We start from the raw sequence: 23700 nt of genomic DNA on the forward strand, positions 1-23700 counted from the left end.
GCTCGCTTTCGGACTTCACCCCACAGCTTCCCGCATCATCGCCTTGAGCATCTCGGCAAGCAGGCTCGCGATCGCGCTCGAGCCACGTTCGTGGCCGATCAACATCAGCGCCTGTGCATCGCGGCCGAGTTCTCGAACGGGGACGTAGACCAGCCGTCCTGCGCGCCGCTCGAATTCGATATCGAACGGCGTCAGAAACGTAATGCCATTATCCAGAATGGCGGCATGCCGCATGATCTCGATGGCGTTGGTTTCGATGACCGGTTGCAGATCGATCGCGGCGCGGGTGAAGGCGGCATCGAGATAGGGCCTGATTGCACTGCTGCCGTCGGCAATCACGAGGGGATAGTCGATGCAATCGCCAAGCCGGATGTTGCTGCGTTTGGCCAATGGATGGTTCGGCGCCATCACCGCGCCCAGCCGTCCGACCGCGCGCGCCAGCACCGTCAGATTGCCGTCCTTGGCAAAATCGAAGCCGATTCCGAGATCGGCCTCTCCATTGGCCACGGCGGACTGGATTTCGGCGCCGGTATTGAACAGCGTCAGGTTCAGCTTGACCCGCGGATTGGCGACGCGGAATTCCTTCACCGTGCCCGGGACGAGGTTCGAGGCCAGGCCGCTCATCATCGCGACGGTGATTTCGCCTCGCCTTAATCCCTTCAACTCCTCGATCTTGGCCTGCGCGCGCGTGAGCTCCTTCAATGTCTGTCGGATGTGGCCGATCAATACTTCGCCGGCCGCGGTCAGGATCAGCTTCTTGGGCAGCCGCTGAAAAATCGGCGTTCCCAGTTGCGTCTCCAGCGACAGGATCTGGCGGCTGATCGCAGACGCCGCGACATTGAGGTGGTTGGCGGCCTTTCGGATCGATCCGGTGCGGGCAACCTCGTCGACATAACTCAATAATCGGCTGTGCAGCATGATCTAGTGGTCCGATTCAAACATTCGCATCCCGTTTCAGTGGCGACCTTTTGCGAATGTTTGAATCAAAGGACCACTAGCAAATATCGGATTCTAGTGAAGCTTAGGATTTGACATTCGCTTGACGCGCCCGCGGCCAGGTGGGGGGCGAATGTCAAATTCGCTTCACTAGGCTCAGGAGGACTTGCCAGGGAGGATGGCGTCACGTTGCCTAAAAGGCAACAGGTCTGCCGAATTTAGGCGCTTTCAAGCGATGGCGAACGAATGCAAAAATCGATCTGTCCCTGGCAGTTCGCAGGCATCGCAAAACGTTCGGTTCACGCATGGTTTCCAAATCCCGCTGGTGGCGCGATCTGACGACGGTCGATTTCGCGAGGCTCGATCCCGAGCGAACTGTGGCGGTGCTCCCCGTCGGCGCCGTCGAACAGCATGGGCCGCATCTGCCGGTTGGCGTCGATGCCACGATCAACGAGGGGATTGTCGCGCGTGCGGTCGCGCTGATGCCGGACCAACTCGGGGCGATTGTGCTCCCGATGACGGCGGTCGGTAAATCCGACGAACACCTGGCTTTTCCCGGCACCCTGACGTTGTCGCACGAGACGCTCGGTCGGGTCTGGTACGAACTCGGCGCCAGTGTGCATCGCGCGGGCCTGCGCAAGATCCTGTTCTTCAATTCCCATGGCGGGCAACCGCAACTCGCGGAAATCGTTTGCCGCGACTTGCGGGTCAAGCTCGGCATGTTCGCGGCGAGTGCGATGTGGCCGCAACTGATCGACATCGGCGATCTGTTCGATGCGGCCGAGATCAAGCACGGTATCCATGGCGGGCAGATCGAGACCAGCATGATGCTGCATCTATATCCGGAACTCGTGAACATGGAACGTGCCGAGGATTTTACGCCGGTGACGGTTGCGATCGAGCGTGAAGCGGAATTGCTGGGCCGGGGTGCGGCGTATTTTGGGTGGCAGGCGCAGGATTTCCATCCCGCGGGCGTCTCGGGTAACGCCGCCGCCGCCACCGCGAAGCTCGGCGAGGAATTGGTCGAACGCGCGGCGATCGGCCTTGTCCGCCTCATCGAGGAAATCAGCAACTATCCCTTGTCGCGGCTTGCGACGCGCACGGCGTTCGACAAATCGTGACAAGGACGGAGATCGAAGGAGACGGCACATGGCATTCAGCGTAGCTCAGCTCGAGCAGGCCAAGGCGTTCCGGATTTCGCCAAAGGACACGAACTATTTCGTGATGCTGTTCGATCAGGCGACCGATGCGATCAAGAACATTTTTGTCGTCGAGATTTTCAGGCCCGGCGGCGCCACGCCGCCGAATGAGCATGCAGCCGCCCATGAGTTCTTTCACGTGCTGCACGGCGAGGGGGTGGCGCGGTGCGACGGCAAGACCGTGCCGGTCCGCAAGGGCGACTCGCTGCTCCTGCATCCGGGATCGGAGCATGTGATCGAGAATACCGGCGCGGGCAAGCTCTATACGCTGACGGTCATGACGCCGAACGAGGGGTTCTCGGAATTGATCCGAAGCGGCGATCCGGTCGAACTCGATGCGGAGGACCTCCGCATCCTTGGGGGGATCTAGCCGATGGATGACCGGCCGGGCCGAAAGCAGGGCGATGAGCGCTTGTGGCCGCTTGGCTCAAGCGAGCGCAACCGCTGGATGGTCTCGGAACGCACGGCCGATCTGGTGCGCCCGCCCATCGAGCCGCGGCCACTCACGGTGCAGACGGATGGCAAGGAGGTCACGCTCGATCTGTCACGCACGGCCATCGTCATCATCGACATGCAGAACGACTTCTGCCATCCCGAAGGCTGGCTTTCGCATATCGGCGTCGACGTGACGCCGGCGCGAAAGCCGATCGTACCCTTGCAACGTTTACTGCCGGCGCTGCGTGGGCAAGGCGTGCCCGTGATCTGGCTCAATTGGGGAAACCGTCCGGACCGACTCAATCTCAGCCCGGCTCTGCTGCATGTCTACAAGCCCAGCGGCGCCGGCGTCGGTCTCGGCGATGCCCTGCCGGGCTCGGGAGCGAAGGTCCTCGAACGCGGCAGTTGGTCGGCTGCAATTGTGGAAGAGCTGGCGCCCGGTCCGTCGGACATTCACGTGGCGAAGTACCGGATGTCCGGCTTCCAGGATACCGAGCTCGACAGCATCCTGCGCAACCTTGCCGTCACCACGGTGCTGTTCGCCGGCGTGAATGCGGATCAATGCGTGCTCTGTACGCTGCAGGATGCGAATTTTCGCGGCTACGACTGTCTGCTTCTCGAGGATTGCGTGGCCACGACGTCGCCGGACTACTGCATGTCGGCCACCCTCTATAATGTCCGGCAATGCTTCGGCTTTGTCGTCCGATCCGAGGCGGTTACCTCACAACTTTCGTAGGCGGTGATTTCAGGTGAACGATCTCTCCCTCAACAAGCTCGACAGGCTGGTCGCCGAGCTCGGTGATATCCCCGTCGTCACCGATCCGAAGGTCGTGCGCCGGCGTTCGCGCGATTTTTTCTGGTACAGTCCGATCCTGAACGAGCTGCTCGACGGCAAATCGGCCGATCTGATCGTGGCGCCGCGCGACGAGAGCGACGTCATCCGGGTCGCTGCGGCCTGCGCGCGCCATCGCGTACCGATCACGGTGCGGGCAGGGGGCACCGGCAATTACGGCCAGGCCGTGCCGCTCAATGGTGGAGTTTTGCTCGACATATCGGCTTTGACCGATATCGAATGGATCAAACCGGGTGTGCTCCGCGTTGGTGCTGGCGCAAAAATGAACGCGATCGACGCCGAGACGCAAGCCCAAGGCTTTGAGCTGCGGATGCACCCATCCACCAAGCGTACCGCCACCATCGGTGGCTTCGTCGCCGGCGGGTCCGGCGGCATCGGGTCGGTCACCTATGGCGGCTTGCGCGAACATGGCAACATCCTGGCCGCGCGTGTTGTCACCGTCGAGGAGAAGCCGCGCGTCATCGAGCTGCGGCGGGACGCCGCGCAGAAGATCAATCGCGCTTATGGAACAACCGGCATCATCACGGCACTGGAGATGCCGCTCGCGCCCAGCTGGAAATGGATCGACGTCGTGGTGGCGTTCGACGATTTCATGGACGCTGCCGCGTTCGGCTACGAGGCGGCGCTGGCCGACGGCATCGTCAAGAAGCTGCTCGCGCCGGTCACCTGGCCGCTGCCATCCTATTTCGGCGCACTCAAGCCTCATTGTCCTGACGGCAAGAGCATCCTGATCGCCATGATCGCGGAACCGTCGCTGGAAAGTTTCAAGGCGCTGCTGGGCAACCGCGGCACGATCACGCTGGAAACGCCGACCGATGACAGTCCGGGACAGGTCCCGCTTTACGAATACACCTGGAACCACACGACGCTACAGGTGCTGAAGTCCGACCGCTCCGTCACCTACCTGCAATGCCTTTACCCGCATGACCGGCTGCTCGAGAAGGTCGCCGAAATGCGCGAGCTGTTTCCGGATGAGGTGCTGCAACATCTGGAGTTCATCCGCTTCGGTGGCCGCGTCACCTGTAGCGGCCTGCCGGTGGTGCGCTTCCGCGATGCCCACCGCCTCAACGAGATCATTTCGCTGCACGAGCAACGCGGGGTCTATATTGCCAACCCGCATGTCTACACGGTCGAGGACGGTAGCCGTTACAAGCGCGCCGATGCCGACCAACTCGGGTTCAAGCAGGAGGTCGATCCGTTCGGCCTGCTCAATCCCGGCAAGATGCGGAGTTTTGTGAGCGCGCGAGCATGATGATGCGCGTGCTTTACGTCTATTGCCATCCACTCGACGACAGTTTTCACGCATCTATCCGAAAAGAAGCGCTGGCCGGCCTTGCAGAGGCCGGTCATGCGGTTGATCTGCTCGATCTCTATGCCGAGAATTTCGATCCGGTGCTTTCGGCAGAGCGCCGCCGGGACTATCACGACCCCGAGCGCAATCGCCTCAACAATCAGGCCTATGTCGATCGGCTGATGGCTGCCAATGCGCTGGTCGTGCAGTTTCCGACGTGGTCATTCGGGCCGCCGGCGATGCTCAAAGGCTGGTTCGACCGCATGTTCGGCCCCGGCATTGCGCTTGATCTCTCCGATCCCCGCCACGCCAGGCCGATGCTGAAACATATCGAACGCATCACGGGCATCGCGACCTATGGGCGGCCGCGCTGGCAGGCGATCGGCATGGCCGATCCGCCGCGCAAGATCATAAAGCGTTATCTCCCGTGGTTCACCGGGGGCCGGGCGCGGGTGCGATATTATGCGCTGTATCACATGAACGTCGCGACGGCGGAGCGACGGGGTCGTTTCCTTGCAAAGGTGCGACGGGAAATGAGCCGGTTCTAACCAGCCTCATGCCGGGGTCGCGGCGATGGCCTCGATTTCAACCACGAATTCGGGTCGGGTGAATCCGGAGACGATCATCAGTGTCGAGGCCGGTGGCGTTCCCGGAAATTGCCGGTCGCGCACGCGCATATAACCCTGCATGTGCTCGCGGCCTGTCACATAGGCATTCAATCGCACGATATTGGCCAGCGTCATCCCATCCTCGGCGAGGATCGCTGCGATATTGGCAAAGCAAAGCTCGGCCTGCGCTTCGCAGTCGGCGGGAATCTGCTCGTCGGAACCGATGCCGAGTTGCCCTGAGGTGAGGACCAGCCTGTATCCGGCCGGGACGGCGATGCCGTGGCTATATCGGGCAAAGGGCGGCCGGATCGAAGGCGGGGCGAGGGCTCGCAAGTTGAACGGCTCCTGGTGGGTGAAATCGCGCCGATGGTAGGACGGCTGCAACGGCAGCGTCATTGGAAAATTTGACAGTGCTGCCGCGGAACGCTTCGCGGCCAGTGGCGGTTGCCTATAAATTTGGCGTTGCCGATAAAGCAACGGATCGCTCGAATAAAAATGCTTTCAGGCGACAGTCCGCTTGGGCATCCTCGGCGCAGTTCGGCACCGCTCGACACGAGGATCAACCCCTATGGCGATGAAAAATTTCACCCGCTTGGCCGCGACCGCGTTGATCGGAGTAGCCGTGCTGACCGGGTCGCTTTCACCGGCGGCGGCCGCCGACAAGGTCACATTCCTGACCAGCTGGTTCGCCCAGGCCGAGCACGGCGGCTTCTACCAGGCGAAAGCAAGCGGGCTCTACGAAAAGGCCGGCCTCGATGTGACCATCAAGATGGGCGGCCCGCAGATCAATGGCGCGCAGCTCCTGCTGGCCGGCGATGCCGATTTCATCATGGGCTACGACATCCAGGTGCTCAAGGGCCGCGAGCAGAATCAACCGCTGGTGACGGTGGCGTCCTCGTTCCAATTCGACTTGCAGGGGATCATGGCCCATGACGATGTGGCGGATCTCGCCGCGCTCAAGGGCCGGCCGATCCTGATTGCGGGATCGTCGCGTGCGACGTTCTGGCCGTGGCTGCGCACCAAATACGGCTACACCGACGACCAGATCCGCCCCTACACCTTCAACCTGCAGCCGTTCTTCGCCGACAAGACCATGGCGCAGCAGGCCTATCCGTCCTCCGAGCCGTATCAGGCGGAGCAGCAGAACGAGAAGGTGAAATTCTTCCTGTTCGCCGATGGCGGCTATCCGCCCTATGGTTCGACCATCGTCACCACCGAGAAGATGATCGCCGAAAAGCCCGATGTGATCGCGCGGTTCGTCAAGGCCTCGCTCGAAGGCTGGCGCGACTACATGAAGAATCCCGCACCGGGCAACGCGCTGATCAAGGCCGATAATTCCAAGATGACGGATGGACAGATCGACTACGCGCTGGTGAAAATGAAGGAGATGAAGGCGATCGACCGCGGTGACGCCGCCACGCTCGGCGTTGGCATCATCACCGCCGACCGCTACAAGCAGATCTACGATTTCATGGTTGCAGGCGGCCTGCTCGACCCCAAGGTCGATTGGCACAAGGCTTTCGATGATCGTTTCGTCAAGGACCTGAAAATTCTGAATTGAGGGCGGGCATGAACGCGCTGTTGCCCGGCGAACCGTTCGATGAAAACGCAAAGCCAATGACGGCCGCCAGCGAGCGGCCGCCGGCTGTCGAGGTTTTGTCTGCCGAAAAGGTCTTCAGCAACGGCACGCGCGGGCTGGCGCCGATCGATCTTTCCATTGCCGATGGCGAATTCCTGACCTTGATCGGGCCCTCCGGCTGCGGCAAGAGCACGCTGCTCAAGCTGATCGCCAATCTGCTCGAACCGTCCGACGGCCGGCTGTTGTGGTGGCGTGGCGACTTTGCGCAGGTGGGACAAGAGGGCAGGCATCTGGCGTTCGTGTTCCAGGAGCCGACCTTGATGCCCTGGGCGCGGGTTGAAGCCAATGTCAGGCTGCCGCTTGAACTCGCCGACATGCCGAGAGCCAAAGCCGATCCCCTCGTGAAGGATGCGATTGCGCGCGTGGGCTTAAGCGCCTTTGCGAGGCATTATCCCCGGCAGCTCTCCGGCGGCATGAAGATGCGCGCCTCCATCGCAAGGGCGCTGGTCACCAGTCCGAATCTTCTCTTGATGGATGAGCCGTTCGGCGCGCTGGACGAATTCACCCGCAACAAGCTTGACGACGACCTCGTCAGGTTGTGGTGGGAGCGCAAGCTGACGACGATCTTTGTCACGCACTCGATCTATGAAGCGGTCTTCCTTTCCACCCGCATCATCGTGATGGCCGCAAATCCCGGCCGTATTTTCCGAACCATGACCATCGACCAACCGCAGCCGCGCGACCAGGGTTTCCGCGACAGCCCCAAATTCGCAGCCTATTGCCGCGAATTGTCGACCTGGCTTGCGGAGGCCTCGCTGCCGTCGACGGGTGCCGCATCGTGAAGCCGCTTCTTGAATCCGAGGCGTTCGTGCGGATCGCAGCACCGGTCGCGGTCGGCATCGTGCTGTTTGCGCTGTGGGAGGTCGGTTGCCGGATGGCGTCCGTGCCGGTCTATCTCTTTCCCAAGCCGAGCGACATCTTCACAAGCCTCGTGAATAACGGTCCCTCGTTGTTGCGCGCACTGCTCGTGACCTTGCGGGTGACCTTGCAGGCCTTTGTGGCGGCCGTCATCCTCGGCACGCTGATCGCCTTCGTGTTCGTGCAAAGCCGGGCCATCGAAGTCAGCCTGTTCCCCTATGCGGTGTTGTTGCAGGTGACGCCGGTCGTTGCGATCGCGCCGCTCGTCATCATTCTGGTGAAGAATACCCAGCTCTCGCTGACCATATGCGCAACGCTGGTGGCGCTGTTTCCGATCATATCCAACACCACGCTCGGCCTTCGCAGCGTCGATCCCGGACTGGCGAATTATTTCCGGATGAACCGCGCAAGCCGTATGAAGACCCTGATGAAGCTCCGCATCCCCGGCGCGCTGCCATACTTTTTCGGCGGCTTGCGGATTTCGAGTGGCCTGGCGCTGATCGGCGCCGTCGTCGCCGAGTTCGTCGCCGGCACCGGCGGGCGCTCGTCGGGATTGGCTTATGAAATCCTCGACGCCGGGTTCACGCTCGATATCCCGCGCATGTTCGCGGCGCTATTCCTGATCACCATGACCGGCGTCGTGCTGTTCGCCGCCATGGTGGCGCTGTCGCAGGTGGCTTTATCGAACTGGCATGAAAGCGAGACAAGGGCCGAAACATGACCGCCATGCTGATCGATAACGCCGCCGGCATCTTCACCGGGCTGGCCGGGCCTGCGATGCGTACGTCGGGTCAAATCCGGATTCGGGACGGCGTGATCACCGAGATCGGCGCGCTGGAACTGAGACCCGACGAGCTCAGACTCGATGCCCGCGGCGGGGTGGTCTATCCCGGCCTGGTCTCGACTCATCACCATCTGTTCCAGAGCGTGCTCAAGGGCGTGCGCTCGGGCATCGATCAGCCGCTTGCGGGATGGCTGCGCGAGGTTCCCTATCGCTACTGGTCGAAGCTCGACGAGGAGGCGCTGGCGGTCGCCGCGCGCATCGGATTGGCCGAGCTCCTGCTGTCGGGAACGACGACGGCTGCCGACCATCATTATCTCTTCAGCGACACGTTCAGGTTTGATCCGGCACAGGTGATCTTCGACGTCGCGCGCAGCCTTGGTCTTCGCCTGGTCTTCTGCCGCGGCGGTGCCACCATCGCGCGCCATGTCGATAAATATGGTTCGACGACGACGCCGGTGGAGACGCTCGACCACATGCTGCAATCGGTCGAGGCCTGTGCGCAGCGTTTCCACGATGCGTCGCCCGGCAGTCTGTCGCGGGTCGCGCTGGCGCCGACCACGCCGACCTGGTCGATCGATCCCGGCGAACTCAAGGAGGCGATCGCGGCCGCTCGCCGAATGGGAGTTCGCCTGCATAGCCATCTCTCCGAGAGCACCGACTATGTCGATTTCTGTCTGTCGGTTCACGGCAAGCGTCCGGTGCATTGGCTGGCCGAGCATGACTGGTTGGGTCCGGATGTATGGTTTGCGCATCTGGTGCATCTGGATGAGGACGAGGTGCGGATTCTCGCCAGCACCGGCACCGGCATGGCGCATTGTCCTCAATCCAACTGCCGGCTCGGCTCGGGCGTTGCGCCGGCGGATGCGTTGGCGCGCATCGGTGGCGCGGTCTCGCTTGGCGTCGACGGCGCGGCCTCGAACGAAGCCGCCGACATGCTGTGCGAAATGCACAGCGCCTGGCACACCCATCGCGCGGTGAAGGGGGCGGGCGCGGTAACGGCGGAAGACGTCGTGCATTGGGCGACCGCCGGCGGCGCGCGCGTGCTTGGCATGCCCCATGTCGGCACGCTGGCGCCGGGGCAGCAGGCCGACATTGCGATCTTCGATCTCGACGAGCCCCGGCACTTCGGCATGCACGATCCCATGATCGCGCCGGTGACGTGCGGCGGCTCGGCGAAAGTGCGCCACCTTCTGGTCGGCGGACGGGTTGTCGTCGAGAATGGAGTCATTCCGGGTCTCGACCTGCAAAAACTGAAATCGGATGCCGCGCGCGTCGTCTCGCGCCTGGTAGCCTGAAAATTCGCGGAGGAACATCATGCTGAACACCAAGCAACCGGTACTGCGCCGCTTCTGGTACGCGCTGATGCCGGTCGAGAATCTCAAGGATGGGCCAAAGCCGTTTACGCTGTTGGGCGAGCCGATCGTCTTGTTTCTCGACGCCAAGGGTGAGCCGGCGGCGCTCGAGGATCGCTGCTGTCACCGGACCGCAAAGCTCTCGAAGGGCTGGTGCAATAACGGCAACATCGTCTGCGGCTATCATGGCTGGGAATATGACCGCGACGGCAAGCTGGTGATGATTCCGCAGTTTCCGTTCGAGCAACCCGTGCCTGAAGCGAAGGCGCGCTCGTTTCGCGCCAAGACCCGTTACGGCTATGTCTGGGTCGCGCTCGATGAGCCCTTGAGCGACATTCCCGATATTCCGGAAGACGGCTTGCCGGGTTATCGCCGCATCAACCAGTTCTACGAAAAATGGAACACGGCGGCGCTGCGTCTGATGGAGAACTCGTTCGACAACGCGCACTTTGCTTTCGTGCACAAGGGCACCTTCGGCGACATCAACCAGCCCAAGCCAGAGAAATACGAGATCACCGAGAACGAGGACGGTTTCGACGCCGAGACCATCATCACCGTGCGCAACCCGCTGAGCGCCTCAAGGATCACTGGCACGACGGAGCCGACCACCAAACGTCATCAGCGCAACAAATGGTTCATCCCGTTCTGCCGTCGCCTCGACATGGAATATCCGTCCGGGATCCGCCACATCATCTTCAACTGCGCGACCCCGATTTCCGACGGCCAGATCCAGGTCATCCAACTGCTTTTCCGCAACGACACCGAAGCCGACTGTTCCGCACAGGAACTGATCGATTGGGACGCCGCGATTATTGCCGAGGATCGCGACATGCTGGAATCCACCGATCCCGACGCCATCGTCGATATGGGCCGGAAGATCGAGATGCACATGCCGTCCGACCGGCCCGGAATGATCATGCGAAAGCGATTGCTGGAATTGCTGCGCGCCCACGATGAAGAGGAACTGCCGAGAGAACGCGTGGCGTGACAGCCAAAGGCCGGCCAATCGAAGCGGGCCGGCAATGGTCCAAAACCTGCATGGGCGAGAGCGGATCGGAACTCTTGTGTGGGGTCAGTTCGTGAAGCGCTTATTTGTTAGAATCCTGGTCGGCCTGGCTGCCATAGCCGTCGCAGCGGCGGCAAATGCCGAGCCCGCCAAGATTCGCTTCATCCTGGACTGGAAGGCGCAGGGACCTGGCGCCTGGTTCTACGTCGCCCGTGACAAGGGTTATTTCCAGGCCGAGGGGCTGGATGTCCTGATCGACCAGGGCGACGGCTCGGCCGCTGCCGTCAGCAAAATCATGACAGGCACCTATGATGCAGGATTCGGCGACATCAACGCCGTGATCCAGAATGCTGCGCTACATCCGGGCGAACAGCCGCTGATGGTGTACATGCTTTACAACCGGGCGCCCTACGCCTTGATCGTGAAGGCGGACGGTCCGATCAAGACGTTGAAGGACGTGGAAGGCCACGTGCTTGCGGCGCCGGCGGGTTCTGCGACCGAGCGCATGTTCAAGCCGCTCGCGCTGAAGAACGGCGTCGATGCTTCCACCGTCAAGGTCCTCAATGCCGCGCCCAACCTGATCGAGCAGTTGCTCGTCACCGGGCAGGCCGACGTGATCGCCCAGTTCGCGCCGACCAGTTACATGAACTTTTTGGCGATGAAGAAATCGCCGGAAAAGGATTTCCGGTGGTTCTTCTACAGCGAGAACGGACTGGATCTGTATTCCAACGGCATCCTGGTTTCCCAGAAATTGCTGAAGGAAAATCCCGAAGCCGTGCGTCATCTCGTGGCAGCGCTCAATCGGGCCATCCTCGACGTCGCCGCCAATCCCGACCTCGGAATCACGACGCTCATGAACGTGGAGCCGCTCACCAACTTCGATCTCGAAAAGCAACGGCTGATCTACACCATCGACCAGCAGTTGCGGACCGAGGAAGTGGCAAAGCTCGGGCTCGGCGATCTCGACGACAACAGGCTTCAGGCCGCGATCAAGACGGTTGCGGACGCCTACGGTCTAAGCCGCCAGCCTTCGATGGACGAAGTCTTCAGCCGCGCGTTTTTGCCGCCGAAGGCCGATCGCATGATGTCGCCGGGCCATTAATAGCAAAGAACGTTGAAGGTAAGAAAAACAAGGGAGGCTGGAATTGGAACTCGATCATGTCAGGTTCATGGCGATCGCGATCGAGGAGGCGAAAGCCGGCGCGGCGCAGGGCGAACAGCCGTTCGGAGCGGTCGTGGTCGATGGCAAGGGCGAACTCGTGGTCCGCAGCCGCAGCCTCAAGGTCTCGGCATGTGACGCCACCGCCCATTCGGAGACGTTGGCCGTCAAATACGCGACCCAGAAACTCGGCCGGCGGATGCTGCCGGATTGCACGTTCTATGCAACCTGCGAGCCGTGTCCGATGTGTCTGGGCGCCATTCTCAATGGCGGATTCAACACGCTGGTTCTCGGCGCGCGTAACCGGGACATCAAGCAGCTCGCCAAGATCGCTTTCAATTTTGGGGATTATACGGTCGAGCGCTTCGCCGAAATGAGCGGATGGGACTTGAAAGTGATTGAGGGGATCAGAACCGCCGAATGCATCGATCTTTACGCGACCGCCAAGGTCGAGTTGACGCGCTGACAATCGGAACCTGACAAACCCGGACGGAATTCAGCTCGCTTTCGAAGCATAGGTGGGCTCGAGCCGCGAGCGCAGGAAATCAGCGCCGGTGATCGGCGCATATTTGGCCGGCCGGTCCGGCGTGATGCAGGTCGGCAGGCACGCCACCATGGCGTCGGGATTCGGATCGAGAAAGAACGCGATCGAATAGCGGTCCTTGTTCGGCGGACTGACCACCTTGTGCGGCGTCGAAACGTAGACGTCGTTCGACCATCGCATCAGGCAATCGCCGATATTGCAGACGAAGGCGCCGGGTACGACCGGGGCATCTAGCCACCGGCCGGATCGATCCCTGACCATCAGGCCGCCGACCGCGTCGGTGGCGAGCAGGGTGACGTTGCCGTAGTCCGTGTGTTCTCCCGCGCCGAGCTGGCCATCGGGCAGGGGCCCCTCGACAGGGGGATAGTGAAGCAGACGTAGCGTTGCGATCGGTTTGTCCAGGCTCGTCTCGAAGAAGTCGCGGTCAAGTCCAAGATCGAGCGCGAAGCCGTGATGCAGGTCGCACCCCAGTCGCCAGACACGATTGAAATAGTCGAGCATGGTGTCACGAAAACCCGGCAGGTCCGGCCACTGGTTGGCGGACCGGAAAGGAGCGCGCGCGAGCAGTTCCGGATCATCGGGCGCGAGCTCCAGGCCAATGTTGAAGGCCTCCTTGACATCGGCAGGCTTGCCGGGATCAAGCGTCTCGCCGCCAAGCCGGATGTAGCCACGGTTTCCGCTCGCGCCGCTGAACGAGACCGGGTCGCGCACCGACGCCGGCGCCGAAAACAAGGCGGCGGAATCTTCAAATACCCGCGTCATCAGGTCCTTAGGGATTCCATGTCCCGTGATGTAGAAGAACCCGACCTCGCGGCAGGCGCGGCCAAGCGCATCTGCAACGATGCGCTGTTCTTGTGGCGAGCCGTTCAACAGCGGGGCGATGTCGATCACGGGGATAGCGCTCATGAATATCTCCTCGCTTGGTTGTCGACGACAAGTTCGTTCAAATCATCCCGCCCTGACCTGGGCGCCGTAAGTGACGCCCTTTTCCTTGAGCCAGCGCCGATAGGCAATCGACGTCGCATCGGCGCGGGTTGGAATTTCAGTCCGGGGGTCGAGTGGCAGCAGCCTGGGACGCTGATTTTCAAGGATGATGCGATCCTGCAGGAAGATCAGCTGCTGGAAGTGAATGAGGTCGGTCAGCGCCGAGGTGTCATCGATGAGGAACATCACCGGATGCGCCCGGCAGCGGTCGGGATCGAGCGGTTGCACGAACAGGCAGATCAAGTCCCAGCGATTGGCTGCATTGGGACAGGTCTTGTACAGGATGGTCGCGAACGGATTGGCCACCCGGTACATATATTGGGTCACGATACCGCCGGTCGCCGACAGCGCTGCCTGCGGCTGGAAAAACTGGCAATTCGTCGCCCACACCTCGTCGACGTCGCGGCGGATCTCGGTCGTGTACTGCATGACCTCGGTATGAGGCTCGGCGCCGAGGATATCGGTGTGCACGAACGGAAAGTGCGCCATGTCGAGAAAGTTCTCGACGATGCGAAGACCCGACGATTTCACCGAGATCGCGCCACAAACGATGACGCGCCGGTCGGTCTCGTCCGCTTCCGGAATCGGCAGCAGGTCCATAGCCGGCGTTCCCAGCGTGGCCCACAGATAGCCATAGCGTTGGCGGGTTGGCAGCGGAGCTTCCTGTCCGGCAATCGTGACGGAGATGTTGCCGTCTGCGTTGCGGACGATGACCAGATCGGTGCCCAGCAGGCGGTTAGCAGCCCGGCCGGTTGGGATATCCGTCAACGCCTCGATGCAGTACCACTGATCGAGCGCCGCCTTCTCCGCTGTCTTTTGCATGCGCAACTCCCCAGAGGTTCGTCGGTCAGGCGTCTGCGTAAATCCGCTTCATCACGCCGGCGTGGTCGGCCATGGCGGCCTCGACGTCGAAAGCGGTGAACTCACCTTTGCGGATGATTTCCTTGCCGTTGATGAAAGAATAATCCACCCGGAACGGACCGCACATCAATAACGCGGCGAGCGGGTCGCGTTGAGTTCCCGACAGGCCGATCTGGTTCAGCCGGACGGCGATGAAGTCGGCGCTCATGCCGGGTGCAAGGTAGCCGATATCGTCGCGGCCGAGAATCGCCGCACCGCCGCGTGTCGCCATGCTGAACGCCTCGCGCGCGGAGAGCGCCTTAGGCGTGCCGCCGAAGCCACCGCGACCGCCCGGCTTCTCCGATAGATAATGATGCGGCGCCACACGTTGCAGCATCAAGGCCAGCCGCGCTTCCATGAACAGGTTGGAGGTGTCGTTCGACGCCGAGCCGTCGACCCCGAGGCCGACCTTGACACCGCAATCGAGCATTTCGCGGATCTTGGCGATACCCTGGCCGCAACGCATGTTGGCGGAGGGACAATGCGCGACGCCGGTGCCGGTCGCAGCGAAACGCTTGATTTCATCCGATGTCATGAAGATCGAGTGCGCGAACCAGACATCGGGGCCGAGCCAGCCAACGGATTCGGCAAATTCGACCGGTCGCATGCCGTAGATCTCGTAGCAGTATTTTTCTTCGAACAATTCCTCGGCGAGATGCGAGTGTAAATGGACGCCGGCATGCCGGCGCGCGAGCGCGGCTGCTTCGCGCATCAGGTTCGGCGTCACCGAGAACGGCGAGCAGGGCGCCAACACGATCCGGTTCATCGCGTGCCGCGAATTGTCGTGATAGCGCTGGATCAGCCTCTCGGAGTCCTTCAGGATGGCGTCTTCCTTTTCGACGCAACTGTCGGGCGGCAGGCCACCCTGGCTCTCGCCACGCGACATGGCGCCGCGCGCGGCGTGGAAGCGCATGCCGATGGCTCGCGCCGAATCGATCGAGCTGTCGAGCGTAGAGTTGTTGGGAAGAATGTAGAGGTGGTCGGAGGTCGTGGTGCAGCCGGAGTAGATCAGTTCGGCCATGGCCACACTGGCCGATATCCGCATGGCATCGTCGTCGAGCTTGGCCCAGATCGGATAGAGCGTCTTGAGCCAGACCAGGAGCTCGTCATCCTGCACCATCACGCGGGTCAAGGTCTGGTACATGTGATGGTGGATGTTGACCATGCCCGGCATCACGACGTGTCCGGAAAGGTCAAGCGTCGCGTCGGCCGGCATCGCGCCGATGTCGGACGATGATCCTACGGCCTCGATGACGTTGTCGCGGACATAAATCGCTCCGTCCTTTATTTCGCGGCGTTCATCGTCGAACGTGGCCAGCAGTTCGATATTCTTGACAAGGAGCGTGCTCATTAGCGGACATCCCTGTAGTAGGGCTCGCCGAGCGCGGCGGGCGCGGCCATCAACCGACGCACGCGGTGCCAGGCCAGCACGGGTACGATGATCAGTGCGATGGTTCCAAGATAAGGCAGCATCGACAGAATGGGCGCGGCGATCGGCCAGTTGCGCGCTTGGCCTACGAAGCCGAGCGAGGTGATGGCGCCGAACAACAGCGCGGCGAGAACGGCATTGATCGGTCTGTAGCCTGCAAAGATCACCAGCGCGACCGCAATCCAGCCGCGGCCTGCGACGACGCCTTCCGACCACGACGGCACAAAAGCCAACGTCAGGTAAGCACCGGCGCCTGCCGCGAGCGATGAGCCCATGGCGACGTACCAGAAACGAAATTTCTGCACCGAGATGCCGGCTGCGTCCGCCGCGGCCGGATTTTCTCCGACCGCGCGCAGGTTCAGGCCATGACGGCTCCGGAACATGACAAAGTGCATGACCGCCGGGATGACGATATAGATCAGATACGCCAGCACATTCTGGGTAAAGACAGCGCGGCCGAGCAGGGGGATATCGCTCAGATAGGGAATGGCTACCGGCGCAAACGTGGCGCGCGCCGGCATTCCGGAATAGGCCTTGCCGATCGTGGCGGCGAGCCCGGTACCCATCAGCGTCAGCGCCAGACCGCAAAGCACCTGGTTCGCCCTCAAGCCAACCGTTGCGGCGGCGAAGATCATGCCGACGGCGAAGCCCACGGCAAGCGCTCCGATCAAGCCAAGGGTGGGACTGGGTGTGGCGGTGACGATCGCAATCGCCGTAATGGCGCCGAGCGCCATCAGCCCTTCGACCCCGAGATTGACGACGCCGACGCGCTCGGACAGCACTTCGCCGAGCGCGGCAAGCGCCAACACGCCGCCGGCGAGGATCGAGGTCTGCAAAAGCCCTGCGATGATATCCATGCGCAGCCTTTATTTACTGGCCGTGTCGATGGGGACGAACCGATAATGCGCCAGCTCGTCACCGATCGCGGTAAAAAACAAGATCAGGCCTGTGATCGCCAGGACGGTGGACGTGTTCACCCCCTGCGTTTGCAGGATGATTCCGGAATTGAGGATCACCGCCATCAGGCTGGCGCCCGCCAGTACCCCAAGCGCCGAGCCGCGTGCGAGCACAGCAACCATGATGCCGAGATAGCCGAAATTGTTGGAGATGCCGCCCTGCAGCCGATGAACGGTTCCCGCCACCTCCAGCATCCCTGCGATGCCCGCGATCGCGCCGGACAGCAGCATGACGGTGATGAGATGGCGTCGAAACGGGATGCCGGCATAGCGCGCGGCCTGCGCGTTCGATCCGGCGATACGTACTTCATATCCCCAGCGGGTAAAATTCAGGATGCCGGCGATGAGCAGCGTCAGCGCAATGGCCAGCGGAAACCCCCAATGAACGTCGCCCCAGATTTCAGGCACGTTGTGCCGGACACGCGCCGTGGTTCCGAGCGCATGGCCGCCCGGATCGAGCCATGGCCCGGTCGAGACATAATAGGCGAGCAGGGTGCCGACGAAATTCAGCAGCAGCGTCGTGATGAGTTCGCTGACCCCGGCATAGGCGCGGGCCAGGGTCGGAATCAATATCCAGAGAACACCGCAGAGCGCGCCGCCCACAAACATCAGCGGCAAGATGACGAATGTGGGTCCGGGAATGAAAAGTCCGATGCCGGTTGCGGCAAAGGCGCCGGCATAGAATTGACCCTCGGCGCCGATATTCCATGCGCCGACCTTAAGTGCGACGGCCACCGCAAGTCCCGTGAGGATGAGGGGCGTGAGCAGCAGACTGACGTCCTGTAGCCCGAAGCTCGATCCGAAGGTCGACTGAATGACTTTTGCGCTCAGCGCGATCGGATTGACGCCAGATACGCCGAGCACCAGGCCCGCGCATACCAGCGCCAGCACGATTGCCATGCCGCGCGCCAGCAATGCGACGGCTGGCTGCGGCGAAGGAAAATATTGCAGACGGACGGCCAAGCTTAGTTCGCTGCAACTGAGAGAGGAGGGTTGGTTGCCCGCTGACCACCCATCAACAGTCCGATTTCCTCGATGTCGGTTGAGATGCCATCGACAATTCCCATGATGCGGCCATGGAACATCACCGCGATGCGGTCGGATAGGTTCAGGAGTTCCTCCAACTCTTCCGAAATCAGAACGACGGCGCAGCCGGAATCGCGCAACTCGACAAAGTATCGCATCATGGTGTTGATGGCACCGACGTCGAGGCCGCGGCTCGGATACGCCGCGATCAGCACTTTGCCGGCGATGCGCATCTCACGGCGGGCGACCAGCCTTTGCTGATTGCCGCCCGACAAATTGCGCACGGGCATGCCGAAATCGGGAACCGCAACGGACGCGGCAGCCGCGATGGTTTCGGCCAGTGCGGTGGCGGCGCGCGGCCGGAACCAGCTTCCAACGGAAACCGGCGGCTTGTTGTATTCACGCATCACGGCGTTGTCGGTGACGCTGAGCGCAGGCGCAAGGCCGCTGTGAAGCCGGTCTTCCGGAATGTGGCCGACACCGAAGACGGCGAATTGTTCGGCGCTTTTGCCGGTGAAGTCCTTCTGCCCGACTTCGATCCTGCCGGAGACGACGGGCCGCATTCCCGTCAAAACCTGGCTCAGCTCCTTCTGGCCGTTGCCGGCAACGCCGGCGATGCCGAGGATCTCGCCGGCCTTGACCTCCAGCGATACGTCATTGAGCGCGAGGTTGCCGAGGTCGTCATGCGCGCAGACCTCGTGCAGGCTCAGTACCGCTTGCGAGGAAATCGACGTGGAGCCTTGCGCGCGCCCCCGCAGGTCGTTGAGAACAATCTCGTGGCCGACCATCAATTTCGCCAGGCTCTTGTGCGTGCAGTTGCGGGTCTCTTCGGTGGCAACCTTGTGTCCGCCGCGGAGCACGGTGATGCGGTCGGAAATTTCCAGGACCTCGTCGAGCTTGTGGCTAATGAAGACGACGGCGTTGCCGCGGGAGACGAATTCCCGCAGCGCCTTGAACAATTCGCGGGCTTCGGACGGTGTCAGCACCGCAGTTGGTTCGTCAAGGATCAGGAGCCTCGCTTTCTGGGCCAGCACCCGCAGGATTTCGACCCGCTGTTGTTCGCCGGTCGACAGGTCCTCGACCCGCGCGTCTGGCTTAACCGCGAGATTCAAGGTTCTGGCGAGTTCGGCGGTCCGCGCCTCCAGCGCCTGGTCGCTGACCCTCGACGGCGTTTCTTCCCATCCGAGATGGATATTTTCCGCGACCGTGAACGCATGCACCAGCTTGAAATGCTGATGCACCATACCGATTCCGGCAGCGATAGCCTCGACCGGAGAAGCAAAGGTCTTGGCATAGCCGTCGACAATGATCTCACCGGCATCGGGCTGGTAAATGCCGGTGAGAATGTTCATCAGCGTGGATTTGCCGGCGCCGTTTTCTCCAAGCAGCGCGTGGATTTCGCCGCTCAGCACCTCGAGATCGACAGACTGATTGGCAACGACGCCCGGAAAGTACTTGCAGACACCCTTGAGGAGCACGATCGGGGGCGTTCCCGGAGGTCGCCCCGCGCTGGTCTTGTTTGGTGCACTCATCGGCCGTCTCTGGTGTTGCTGGCGCGGTGCTACGCCGGGCTGATGATCAGATGCCTCTCACACCGTCGATCGACCAATCCCAATTGTAAAGCTCGGCTTCGGTCATCTTCTTGCCGGCCGCGACTTTGACGTTGCCCTTGGCGTCCTTGATCTCTCCGACAAACGGGCTCCAGCCGCCGGCGATTTTCTCGCGAACGGCATCGGCCTGCTTGCGAACTTCCTCCGGCACCGTCTCGCCCCAGGCGTCGCGATCGACGCCGCCGCCCATCGGCAGGATGGTCTGCGTCGGCACCCATTTTCCTTCGAGCCGGGCGCGAACCTGATCGACATAGAACTTCTTGAAGTCGATGACGATCGAGGAGACGTAGGCCTTGGGTCCGAAACGGCGGATATCGGTATTCCACATCACCGCCTTGGCGCCGCGCTTCTCCGCCACTTGCAGGTAACCGGCTTCGTCCATGATGCCGAATACGAGGTCGGCACCGTTGTCGATCAGCGCCGTACCGGCCTGGGTGGCGGCCTGTGGGTCGAACCATGAATTGATCGCGATGACCTGCATCGTCGCGGCGGGGTTGACGCTTCGCGCGCCCATCAGGAAGGCGTTGGTGCCGGAGAACACGGAAGGCACCGGGAACGAGCCGACGTAACCGAGCTTGCCGGTCTTGCTGATCAGGCCCGCCGCCACGCCGGTCACATAGGTCGGATACCAGTGGGCAAGATAATAGGTGCTGAGATTGTCGAGAGGATTTCTGCCATCGCACTCGTAGAAGGCGACGTCGGGCGATTTCTTCGCGACGTCATACAGAAAGTCGCCGTAGTTCGAGGTGGCGAACACCATGTTCGCGCCTTGCGAAACGAACTGACGGAACGTGCGTGACGCGTCGGCGGAATAAGGAATGCTTTCGACGAAGACGGTTTTCAATTTGGGGAAGGCAGCTTGCACGGCCTTCATTCCCTGGTCATGGCTCCAGGTCCATCCTTCGTCGGCGACCGGTCCGGTGTGGCCAAATGCGATGATGGCCTTCTCTTCCGGCACGGCCGGAAGCGGCGCGGCGGCGCTCGCTGGACGGATCAACTGCGGCATCACCAGGGATGTGCCGGCGGCGGCGCCGAGATTCAAAAGTCCGCGGCGCGAGAGGTTACGCAAATCGATCATGTTCGGACCTTTCTGATTGTGCAAACGAACGGCTTGGATTTTGAAAGAAAGTCGATGGAGATCAGGCAACTCTTGTGCCAAGGCGGCACCGATCGAAAAATTGTTTCAGACACCCTCTGTTCCGGATAGAGCGCAATTGCTGTCGCGCCAGATGCGCCAAACGCAACACTTGACGCGCGGTTTTTTCACCGCCTAAAAACCAAAACCCTAGTCTTGCCAAGGCGCTGTCGTCGTAGGCGGCCCTGGGTGCCAATTGATCGATTTCTGTGCAGAAAGCCGCGTGCAGCGACGCTTTTTTCAGCGATCGAACTACAGCGGTTTCGGTACGATCGGATGCTCGAACCTCATGCGGACCAAGCGACGATGAGCCACGACCACGCGCATTTCGTCTTTAAGGGCAGGTTCCAGATTAAAAGCTTCGTCGAATTTGCGCGGCATCGCGCCGAGCGGCTTGGCCTCGACCTTCAGTTCGGGCCATCCAGCGCTGAAGCCATCGCCGTCAACGTTTCCGGCGCGGTCGAATTGGTCGACGCGTTTGAAATGGCGTGCAGCCTCGGTCCGTTTGACTGTTTCGTGCTCGACGTCGCACGCCACGACATCAACCTGGCAGCCTGATGGGGGATGAAATGAGCCTGAAGGATTGTTGGCATCCCGTCGGTCTGTCCCATTCTTTCGAAGCCAGCAGTTCGGCCGGCACGCGCCTGTTCGATCAGGAACTGGTGGTCTGGCGCGACAGCAGCGGCGTGGCGCATGTCTGGGAAGATCGTTGTCCGCATCGGGGCATGAAGCTCAGCTTCGGCTTCGTGCGCGGCGATCACATCGCCTGCCTTTATCACGGCTGGCAATATAACAGCGGCGGCCACTGCCAGTATATTCCGGCCCATCCCGCTCTCGATGTGCCGCCGACGATCCGGGTGCCGGTCTATCCCGCTCATGAGCGAAACGGAATGGTGTGGACCTCACTGTCCGAAAATCCGCCTCCCGTACCGGAAGAGGACGAGCCGGTGGTGCCGCTGCGCAGTCTCTATCTCGGATGCGGCTTTGAGGTTGCGGTCGCGCTACTGGGCGCCAGTCGGCTGGCTCCTTTCGCAACGACCACTCCGGCCGACACCGTTGTCAGCCGTGCGAGCGACACGCTGTTCAGGCTTTCGTGCGGGCAAGACCGGCTGCTTGTGGGCATTCAGGTCATCTCGGACGCGCGCACCGCGCTGCATCTGTCGATCGGCGGGACGGCGGAGCGCTACAGCGGCGCGGGCCAGGACCATTTCAATGACTGGGCGCTCGGGCTGCGTCATGCGGCGGAGCACGTTGGCGTGACGCAGAATCGGGATGTGGCCTGATGTCAAAGGGACTCGTTCTCTATAACTACGAGCTCGACGAGAGTTGCTACAAGGTCAGGCTTGCATTGTCCTTGCTTGGCCTTCAGTGGCAGGCTGTCGCCGTCGATGTCTTTCCCGGCAACGAGCATCTGTCGCCGACATTTCTGGCGATGAACCCGGCTGGCAGGTTGCCGATCCTGCGCGATCGCGATGTCGTGCTCCATGGCACCGAAGCCATCCTTGCGCATCTCGCCCGCGCGCATGATCCGTCGGGCAAATGGCTTCCCGCGCAGGGCGCTGAATTCGCCGAGGTGATGCAGTGGCTGATTTTCTCGGCGCATGATCTTGGCGCCACGATCGCCGCGCGTCAGCATTCGCTGTTCGGAACGCCGGGGGACGAGCCATCGCTGTATGCCGCATCGTCCCGCGCCATCCGCATCATGGACGATCACATGACGGCGCGCGGCTTTGCGCAAATGGAATGGTTCGCCGCGGGGCATCCAACAATGGCGGATGTCGCGCTGTTTCCGGCCTATGCGCTCAGCCGTGACTTCGGCATTGACCATGACGAGTACCCGGCGCTGCGCCGATGGGGCCGGCGGTTTCGCGCGCTGCCCGGTTTCAGGACGATGCCGGGCATCCCGGACTATCACTGATGGGACCGAAAGTCCCAGGACAGCGTGGCGGTCGGCGAAATGAAACTCCTGCCGCGGCGCGGATCAATGCGAACCGGCCGACGGATCCTTACCGGCTGGGACTTGTCGCTCCGCGCATCCATTATTTCCAGCTGGTCGCCCGGCTCGGATCGATCCGCCGCGCGGCCCTGGTCCTGAGGGTTGCACCCTCGTCAATCAGCCGGGTCATCAAGCAGCTCGAGGAAGAGCTCGGAACGCCGCTATTCGAACGCAAACGGCAGCGCCGCGTGCTGACCAGCGCCGGCGAATTGCTGCTTTATCATTCCCGCATCAGCACGGCCGAGCTCATTCGGGCATCATCGAAGATCAACGACCTTCACGGATTGTTTCGCGGCACGGTTTCGGTCGCGATTATCGAAAGCGCCGCACGCGGGCTGTTGCCGCGCATCCTGGCGAAATTCTGGGCGCAGCATCCGGGGATCAATGTCGACATCAAGGTCATCGGATCGAGCCAGGCCTGCGATGCCGTCGCAGAGGGCGATTGCGATCTTGCCGTTGCGTTCGATGTGCAGGTGCCGCGAAATGTGCGCCGGATCGCAAGTAGCAGCCTGTCGCTCGGCGTGCTGGCCAAGCCGGGCAGCCCCTTCGCCGCCAAGAAGCAATTGAAGCTGTTCAACCTGTCGGGGGAGCGCGTGATCCTGTCCGATAACAGCCTGATGCTCGGCATCTCGGTCGAAGAGGCCTTCAACCGCTCCCTGATCGAATTGACGTGCCGCTCGCGCACCAATTCCATCGGGCTGATGATCGAAATGGCCAATATGGATCTTGGCGTCGTCTTGCAGACCCGCGTCGGAATCGAGCGCGAGATCGCCGATGGCGATCTCGTCTTTGTGCCGTTGCGCGATCCCAAGATCAGCCCGCGGCGCCTGATGTTGCTGGCGAGGCCGGAGAAGGAAATGTCCGATGCGGCGCTGGCGTTCGGCGCGTTGCTCGCGGAGGCGATCGAAGGCCTGGTCGACTGAGGTTCGATGGAAAAATCGATGTCGGCAGGTGTTGCGTTTTGCGCACCGTTTTGAGCGGAAAAAATGGTCTATCCGGA

25 protein-coding genes are annotated in these 23700 nt (G+C 61.8%); 16 read left to right on the forward strand and 9 right to left on the reverse strand.

Annotated features, from left to right (window positions below; translation table 11 throughout):
• Positions 1–15: 15 nt before the first annotated feature.
• The gene (locus BUA38_RS27095; RefSeq protein ID WP_072822775.1) at positions 16–918 is read right to left on the reverse strand and encodes a LysR family transcriptional regulator; all 903 of its coding nucleotides are present in this window, start codon (positions 916–918) and stop codon (positions 16–18) included.
• Positions 919–1241: 323 nt separating this feature from the next.
• Here BUA38_RS27095 and BUA38_RS27100 point away from each other — a divergent pair, with 323 nt between their 5' ends.
• The 5 genes from BUA38_RS27100 to BUA38_RS27120 are packed head-to-tail and all read left to right on the forward strand — an operon-like array spanning position 1242 to position 5262.
• On the forward strand, positions 1242–2057 hold the full coding sequence (locus BUA38_RS27100; RefSeq protein WP_072822777.1) for a creatininase family protein: 816 nt from the start codon (positions 1242–1244) through the stop codon (positions 2055–2057).
• A gap of 28 nt (positions 2058–2085) precedes the next feature.
• On the forward strand, positions 2086–2505 hold the full coding sequence (locus BUA38_RS27105) for a cupin domain-containing protein (protein ID WP_072822779.1): 420 nt from the start codon (positions 2086–2088) through the stop codon (positions 2503–2505).
• A 3-nt stretch (positions 2506–2508) separates the two neighbouring features.
• Positions 2509–3306, forward strand: a complete 798-nt coding sequence (locus tag BUA38_RS27110; protein ID WP_083587787.1) for a cysteine hydrolase family protein — start codon at positions 2509–2511, stop codon at positions 3304–3306.
• A 13-nt stretch (positions 3307–3319) separates the two neighbouring features.
• The gene (locus BUA38_RS27115; RefSeq protein WP_072822781.1) at positions 3320–4675 is read left to right on the forward strand and encodes an FAD-binding oxidoreductase; all 1356 of its coding nucleotides are present in this window, start codon (positions 3320–3322) and stop codon (positions 4673–4675) included.
• Positions 4672–5262, forward strand: coding sequence for an NAD(P)H-dependent oxidoreductase (locus BUA38_RS27120; protein ID WP_244553062.1), 591 nt, complete (start codon positions 4672–4674; stop codon positions 5260–5262). Before BUA38_RS27115 ends, BUA38_RS27120 begins: the two co-directional genes overlap by 4 nt.
• Positions 5263–5268: 6 nt before the next feature.
• Here the strand turns inward: BUA38_RS27120 and BUA38_RS27125 are convergent, their stop codons facing one another.
• A complete protein-coding gene (locus tag BUA38_RS27125; RefSeq protein WP_083587788.1) occupies positions 5269–5718 on the reverse strand; it encodes a RidA family protein in 450 nt (149 codons plus the stop codon).
• A 172-nt stretch (positions 5719–5890) separates the two neighbouring features.
• Here BUA38_RS27125 and BUA38_RS27130 point away from each other — a divergent pair, with 172 nt between their 5' ends.
• From BUA38_RS27130 to BUA38_RS27160, 7 genes are all read left to right on the forward strand, one after another.
• A complete protein-coding gene (locus BUA38_RS27130) occupies positions 5891–6883 on the forward strand; it encodes an ABC transporter substrate-binding protein (RefSeq protein WP_072822783.1) in 993 nt (330 codons plus the stop codon).
• A gap of 8 nt (positions 6884–6891) precedes the next feature.
• Positions 6892–7743: an ABC transporter ATP-binding protein gene (locus BUA38_RS27135; RefSeq protein ID WP_072822785.1), complete on the forward strand. Its 852-nt coding sequence runs from the start codon at positions 6892–6894 to the stop codon at positions 7741–7743.
• Complete coding sequence (locus BUA38_RS27140; protein ID WP_072822787.1) at positions 7740–8540, forward strand: ABC transporter permease; 801 nt, start codon at positions 7740–7742, stop codon at positions 8538–8540. The genes BUA38_RS27135 and BUA38_RS27140 overlap by 4 nt, the downstream gene beginning before the upstream one ends.
• On the forward strand, positions 8537–9898 hold the full coding sequence (locus BUA38_RS27145; RefSeq protein WP_072822789.1) for an amidohydrolase family protein: 1362 nt from the start codon (positions 8537–8539) through the stop codon (positions 9896–9898). The genes BUA38_RS27140 and BUA38_RS27145 overlap by 4 nt, the downstream gene beginning before the upstream one ends.
• A 19-nt stretch (positions 9899–9917) precedes the next feature.
• A complete protein-coding gene (locus BUA38_RS27150; protein WP_072822791.1) occupies positions 9918–10943 on the forward strand; it encodes an aromatic ring-hydroxylating oxygenase subunit alpha in 1026 nt (341 codons plus the stop codon).
• Between the two features lie 91 nt (positions 10944–11034).
• Positions 11035–12063: an ABC transporter substrate-binding protein gene (locus BUA38_RS27155; RefSeq protein WP_072826472.1), complete on the forward strand. Its 1029-nt coding sequence runs from the start codon at positions 11035–11037 to the stop codon at positions 12061–12063.
• A 43-nt stretch (positions 12064–12106) separates the two neighbouring features.
• On the forward strand, positions 12107–12586 hold the full coding sequence (locus BUA38_RS27160; RefSeq protein ID WP_156898748.1) for a nucleoside deaminase: 480 nt from the start codon (positions 12107–12109) through the stop codon (positions 12584–12586).
• Between the two features lie 30 nt (positions 12587–12616).
• Here the strand turns inward: BUA38_RS27160 and BUA38_RS27165 are convergent, their stop codons facing one another.
• From BUA38_RS27165 to BUA38_RS27195, 7 genes are read right to left on the reverse strand one after another with little or no spacing between them, the layout of a single operon-like run.
• Positions 12617–13570, reverse strand: coding sequence for an isopenicillin N synthase family dioxygenase (locus tag BUA38_RS27165; protein WP_072822795.1), 954 nt, complete (start codon positions 13568–13570; stop codon positions 12617–12619).
• 42 nt (positions 13571–13612) lie between these two features.
• Entirely contained in the window at positions 13613–14470 is an 858-nt protein-coding gene (locus BUA38_RS27170) for an aromatic ring-hydroxylating oxygenase subunit alpha (protein WP_072826473.1), read from the reverse strand.
• A 25-nt stretch (positions 14471–14495) separates the two neighbouring features.
• A complete protein-coding gene (locus BUA38_RS27175) occupies positions 14496–15899 on the reverse strand; it encodes an 8-oxoguanine deaminase (RefSeq protein ID WP_072822797.1) in 1404 nt (467 codons plus the stop codon).
• Positions 15899–16834: an ABC transporter permease gene (locus BUA38_RS27180; protein WP_072822799.1), complete on the reverse strand. Its 936-nt coding sequence runs from the start codon at positions 16832–16834 to the stop codon at positions 15899–15901. The genes BUA38_RS27175 and BUA38_RS27180 overlap by 1 nt, the downstream gene beginning before the upstream one ends.
• Positions 16835–16843: 9 nt before the next feature.
• Positions 16844–17896 (reverse strand): ABC transporter permease, encoded by a 1053-nt coding sequence (locus tag BUA38_RS27185; protein ID WP_072822801.1) that lies wholly within the window; start codon positions 17894–17896, stop codon positions 16844–16846.
• A gap of 2 nt (positions 17897–17898) precedes the next feature.
• The gene (locus BUA38_RS27190) at positions 17899–19491 is read right to left on the reverse strand and encodes an ABC transporter ATP-binding protein (protein WP_072822803.1); all 1593 of its coding nucleotides are present in this window, start codon (positions 19489–19491) and stop codon (positions 17899–17901) included.
• A gap of 46 nt (positions 19492–19537) precedes the next feature.
• Positions 19538–20647 carry a BMP family ABC transporter substrate-binding protein gene (locus BUA38_RS27195; RefSeq protein WP_072826474.1) on the reverse strand — a complete coding sequence of 370 codons (1110 nt, stop codon included), beginning with the start codon at positions 20645–20647 and terminating at the stop codon, positions 19538–19540.
• 363 nt (positions 20648–21010) lie between these two features.
• On the opposite strand from BUA38_RS27195, the gene BUA38_RS27200 reads away from it, so the two are divergent.
• From BUA38_RS27200 to BUA38_RS27215, 4 genes are read left to right on the forward strand one after another with little or no spacing between them, the layout of a single operon-like run.
• Positions 21011–21262: a hypothetical protein gene (locus tag BUA38_RS27200; protein ID WP_072826475.1), complete on the forward strand. Its 252-nt coding sequence runs from the start codon at positions 21011–21013 to the stop codon at positions 21260–21262.
• A gap of 11 nt (positions 21263–21273) precedes the next feature.
• On the forward strand, positions 21274–21987 hold the full coding sequence (locus BUA38_RS27205; protein WP_072826476.1) for a Rieske 2Fe-2S domain-containing protein: 714 nt from the start codon (positions 21274–21276) through the stop codon (positions 21985–21987).
• Positions 21987–22622, forward strand: a complete 636-nt coding sequence (locus BUA38_RS27210) for a glutathione S-transferase family protein (RefSeq protein WP_072822805.1) — start codon at positions 21987–21989, stop codon at positions 22620–22622. The genes BUA38_RS27205 and BUA38_RS27210 overlap by 1 nt, the downstream gene beginning before the upstream one ends.
• Positions 22622–23623 (forward strand): LysR family transcriptional regulator, encoded by a 1002-nt coding sequence (locus BUA38_RS27215; RefSeq protein ID WP_083587790.1) that lies wholly within the window; start codon positions 22622–22624, stop codon positions 23621–23623. The genes BUA38_RS27210 and BUA38_RS27215 overlap by 1 nt, the downstream gene beginning before the upstream one ends.
• Positions 23624–23700: the final 77 nt, after the last annotated feature.

This window comes from Bradyrhizobium erythrophlei, assembly GCF_900142985.1.
Taxonomy (GTDB): domain Bacteria; phylum Pseudomonadota; class Alphaproteobacteria; order Rhizobiales; family Xanthobacteraceae; genus Bradyrhizobium; species Bradyrhizobium erythrophlei_B.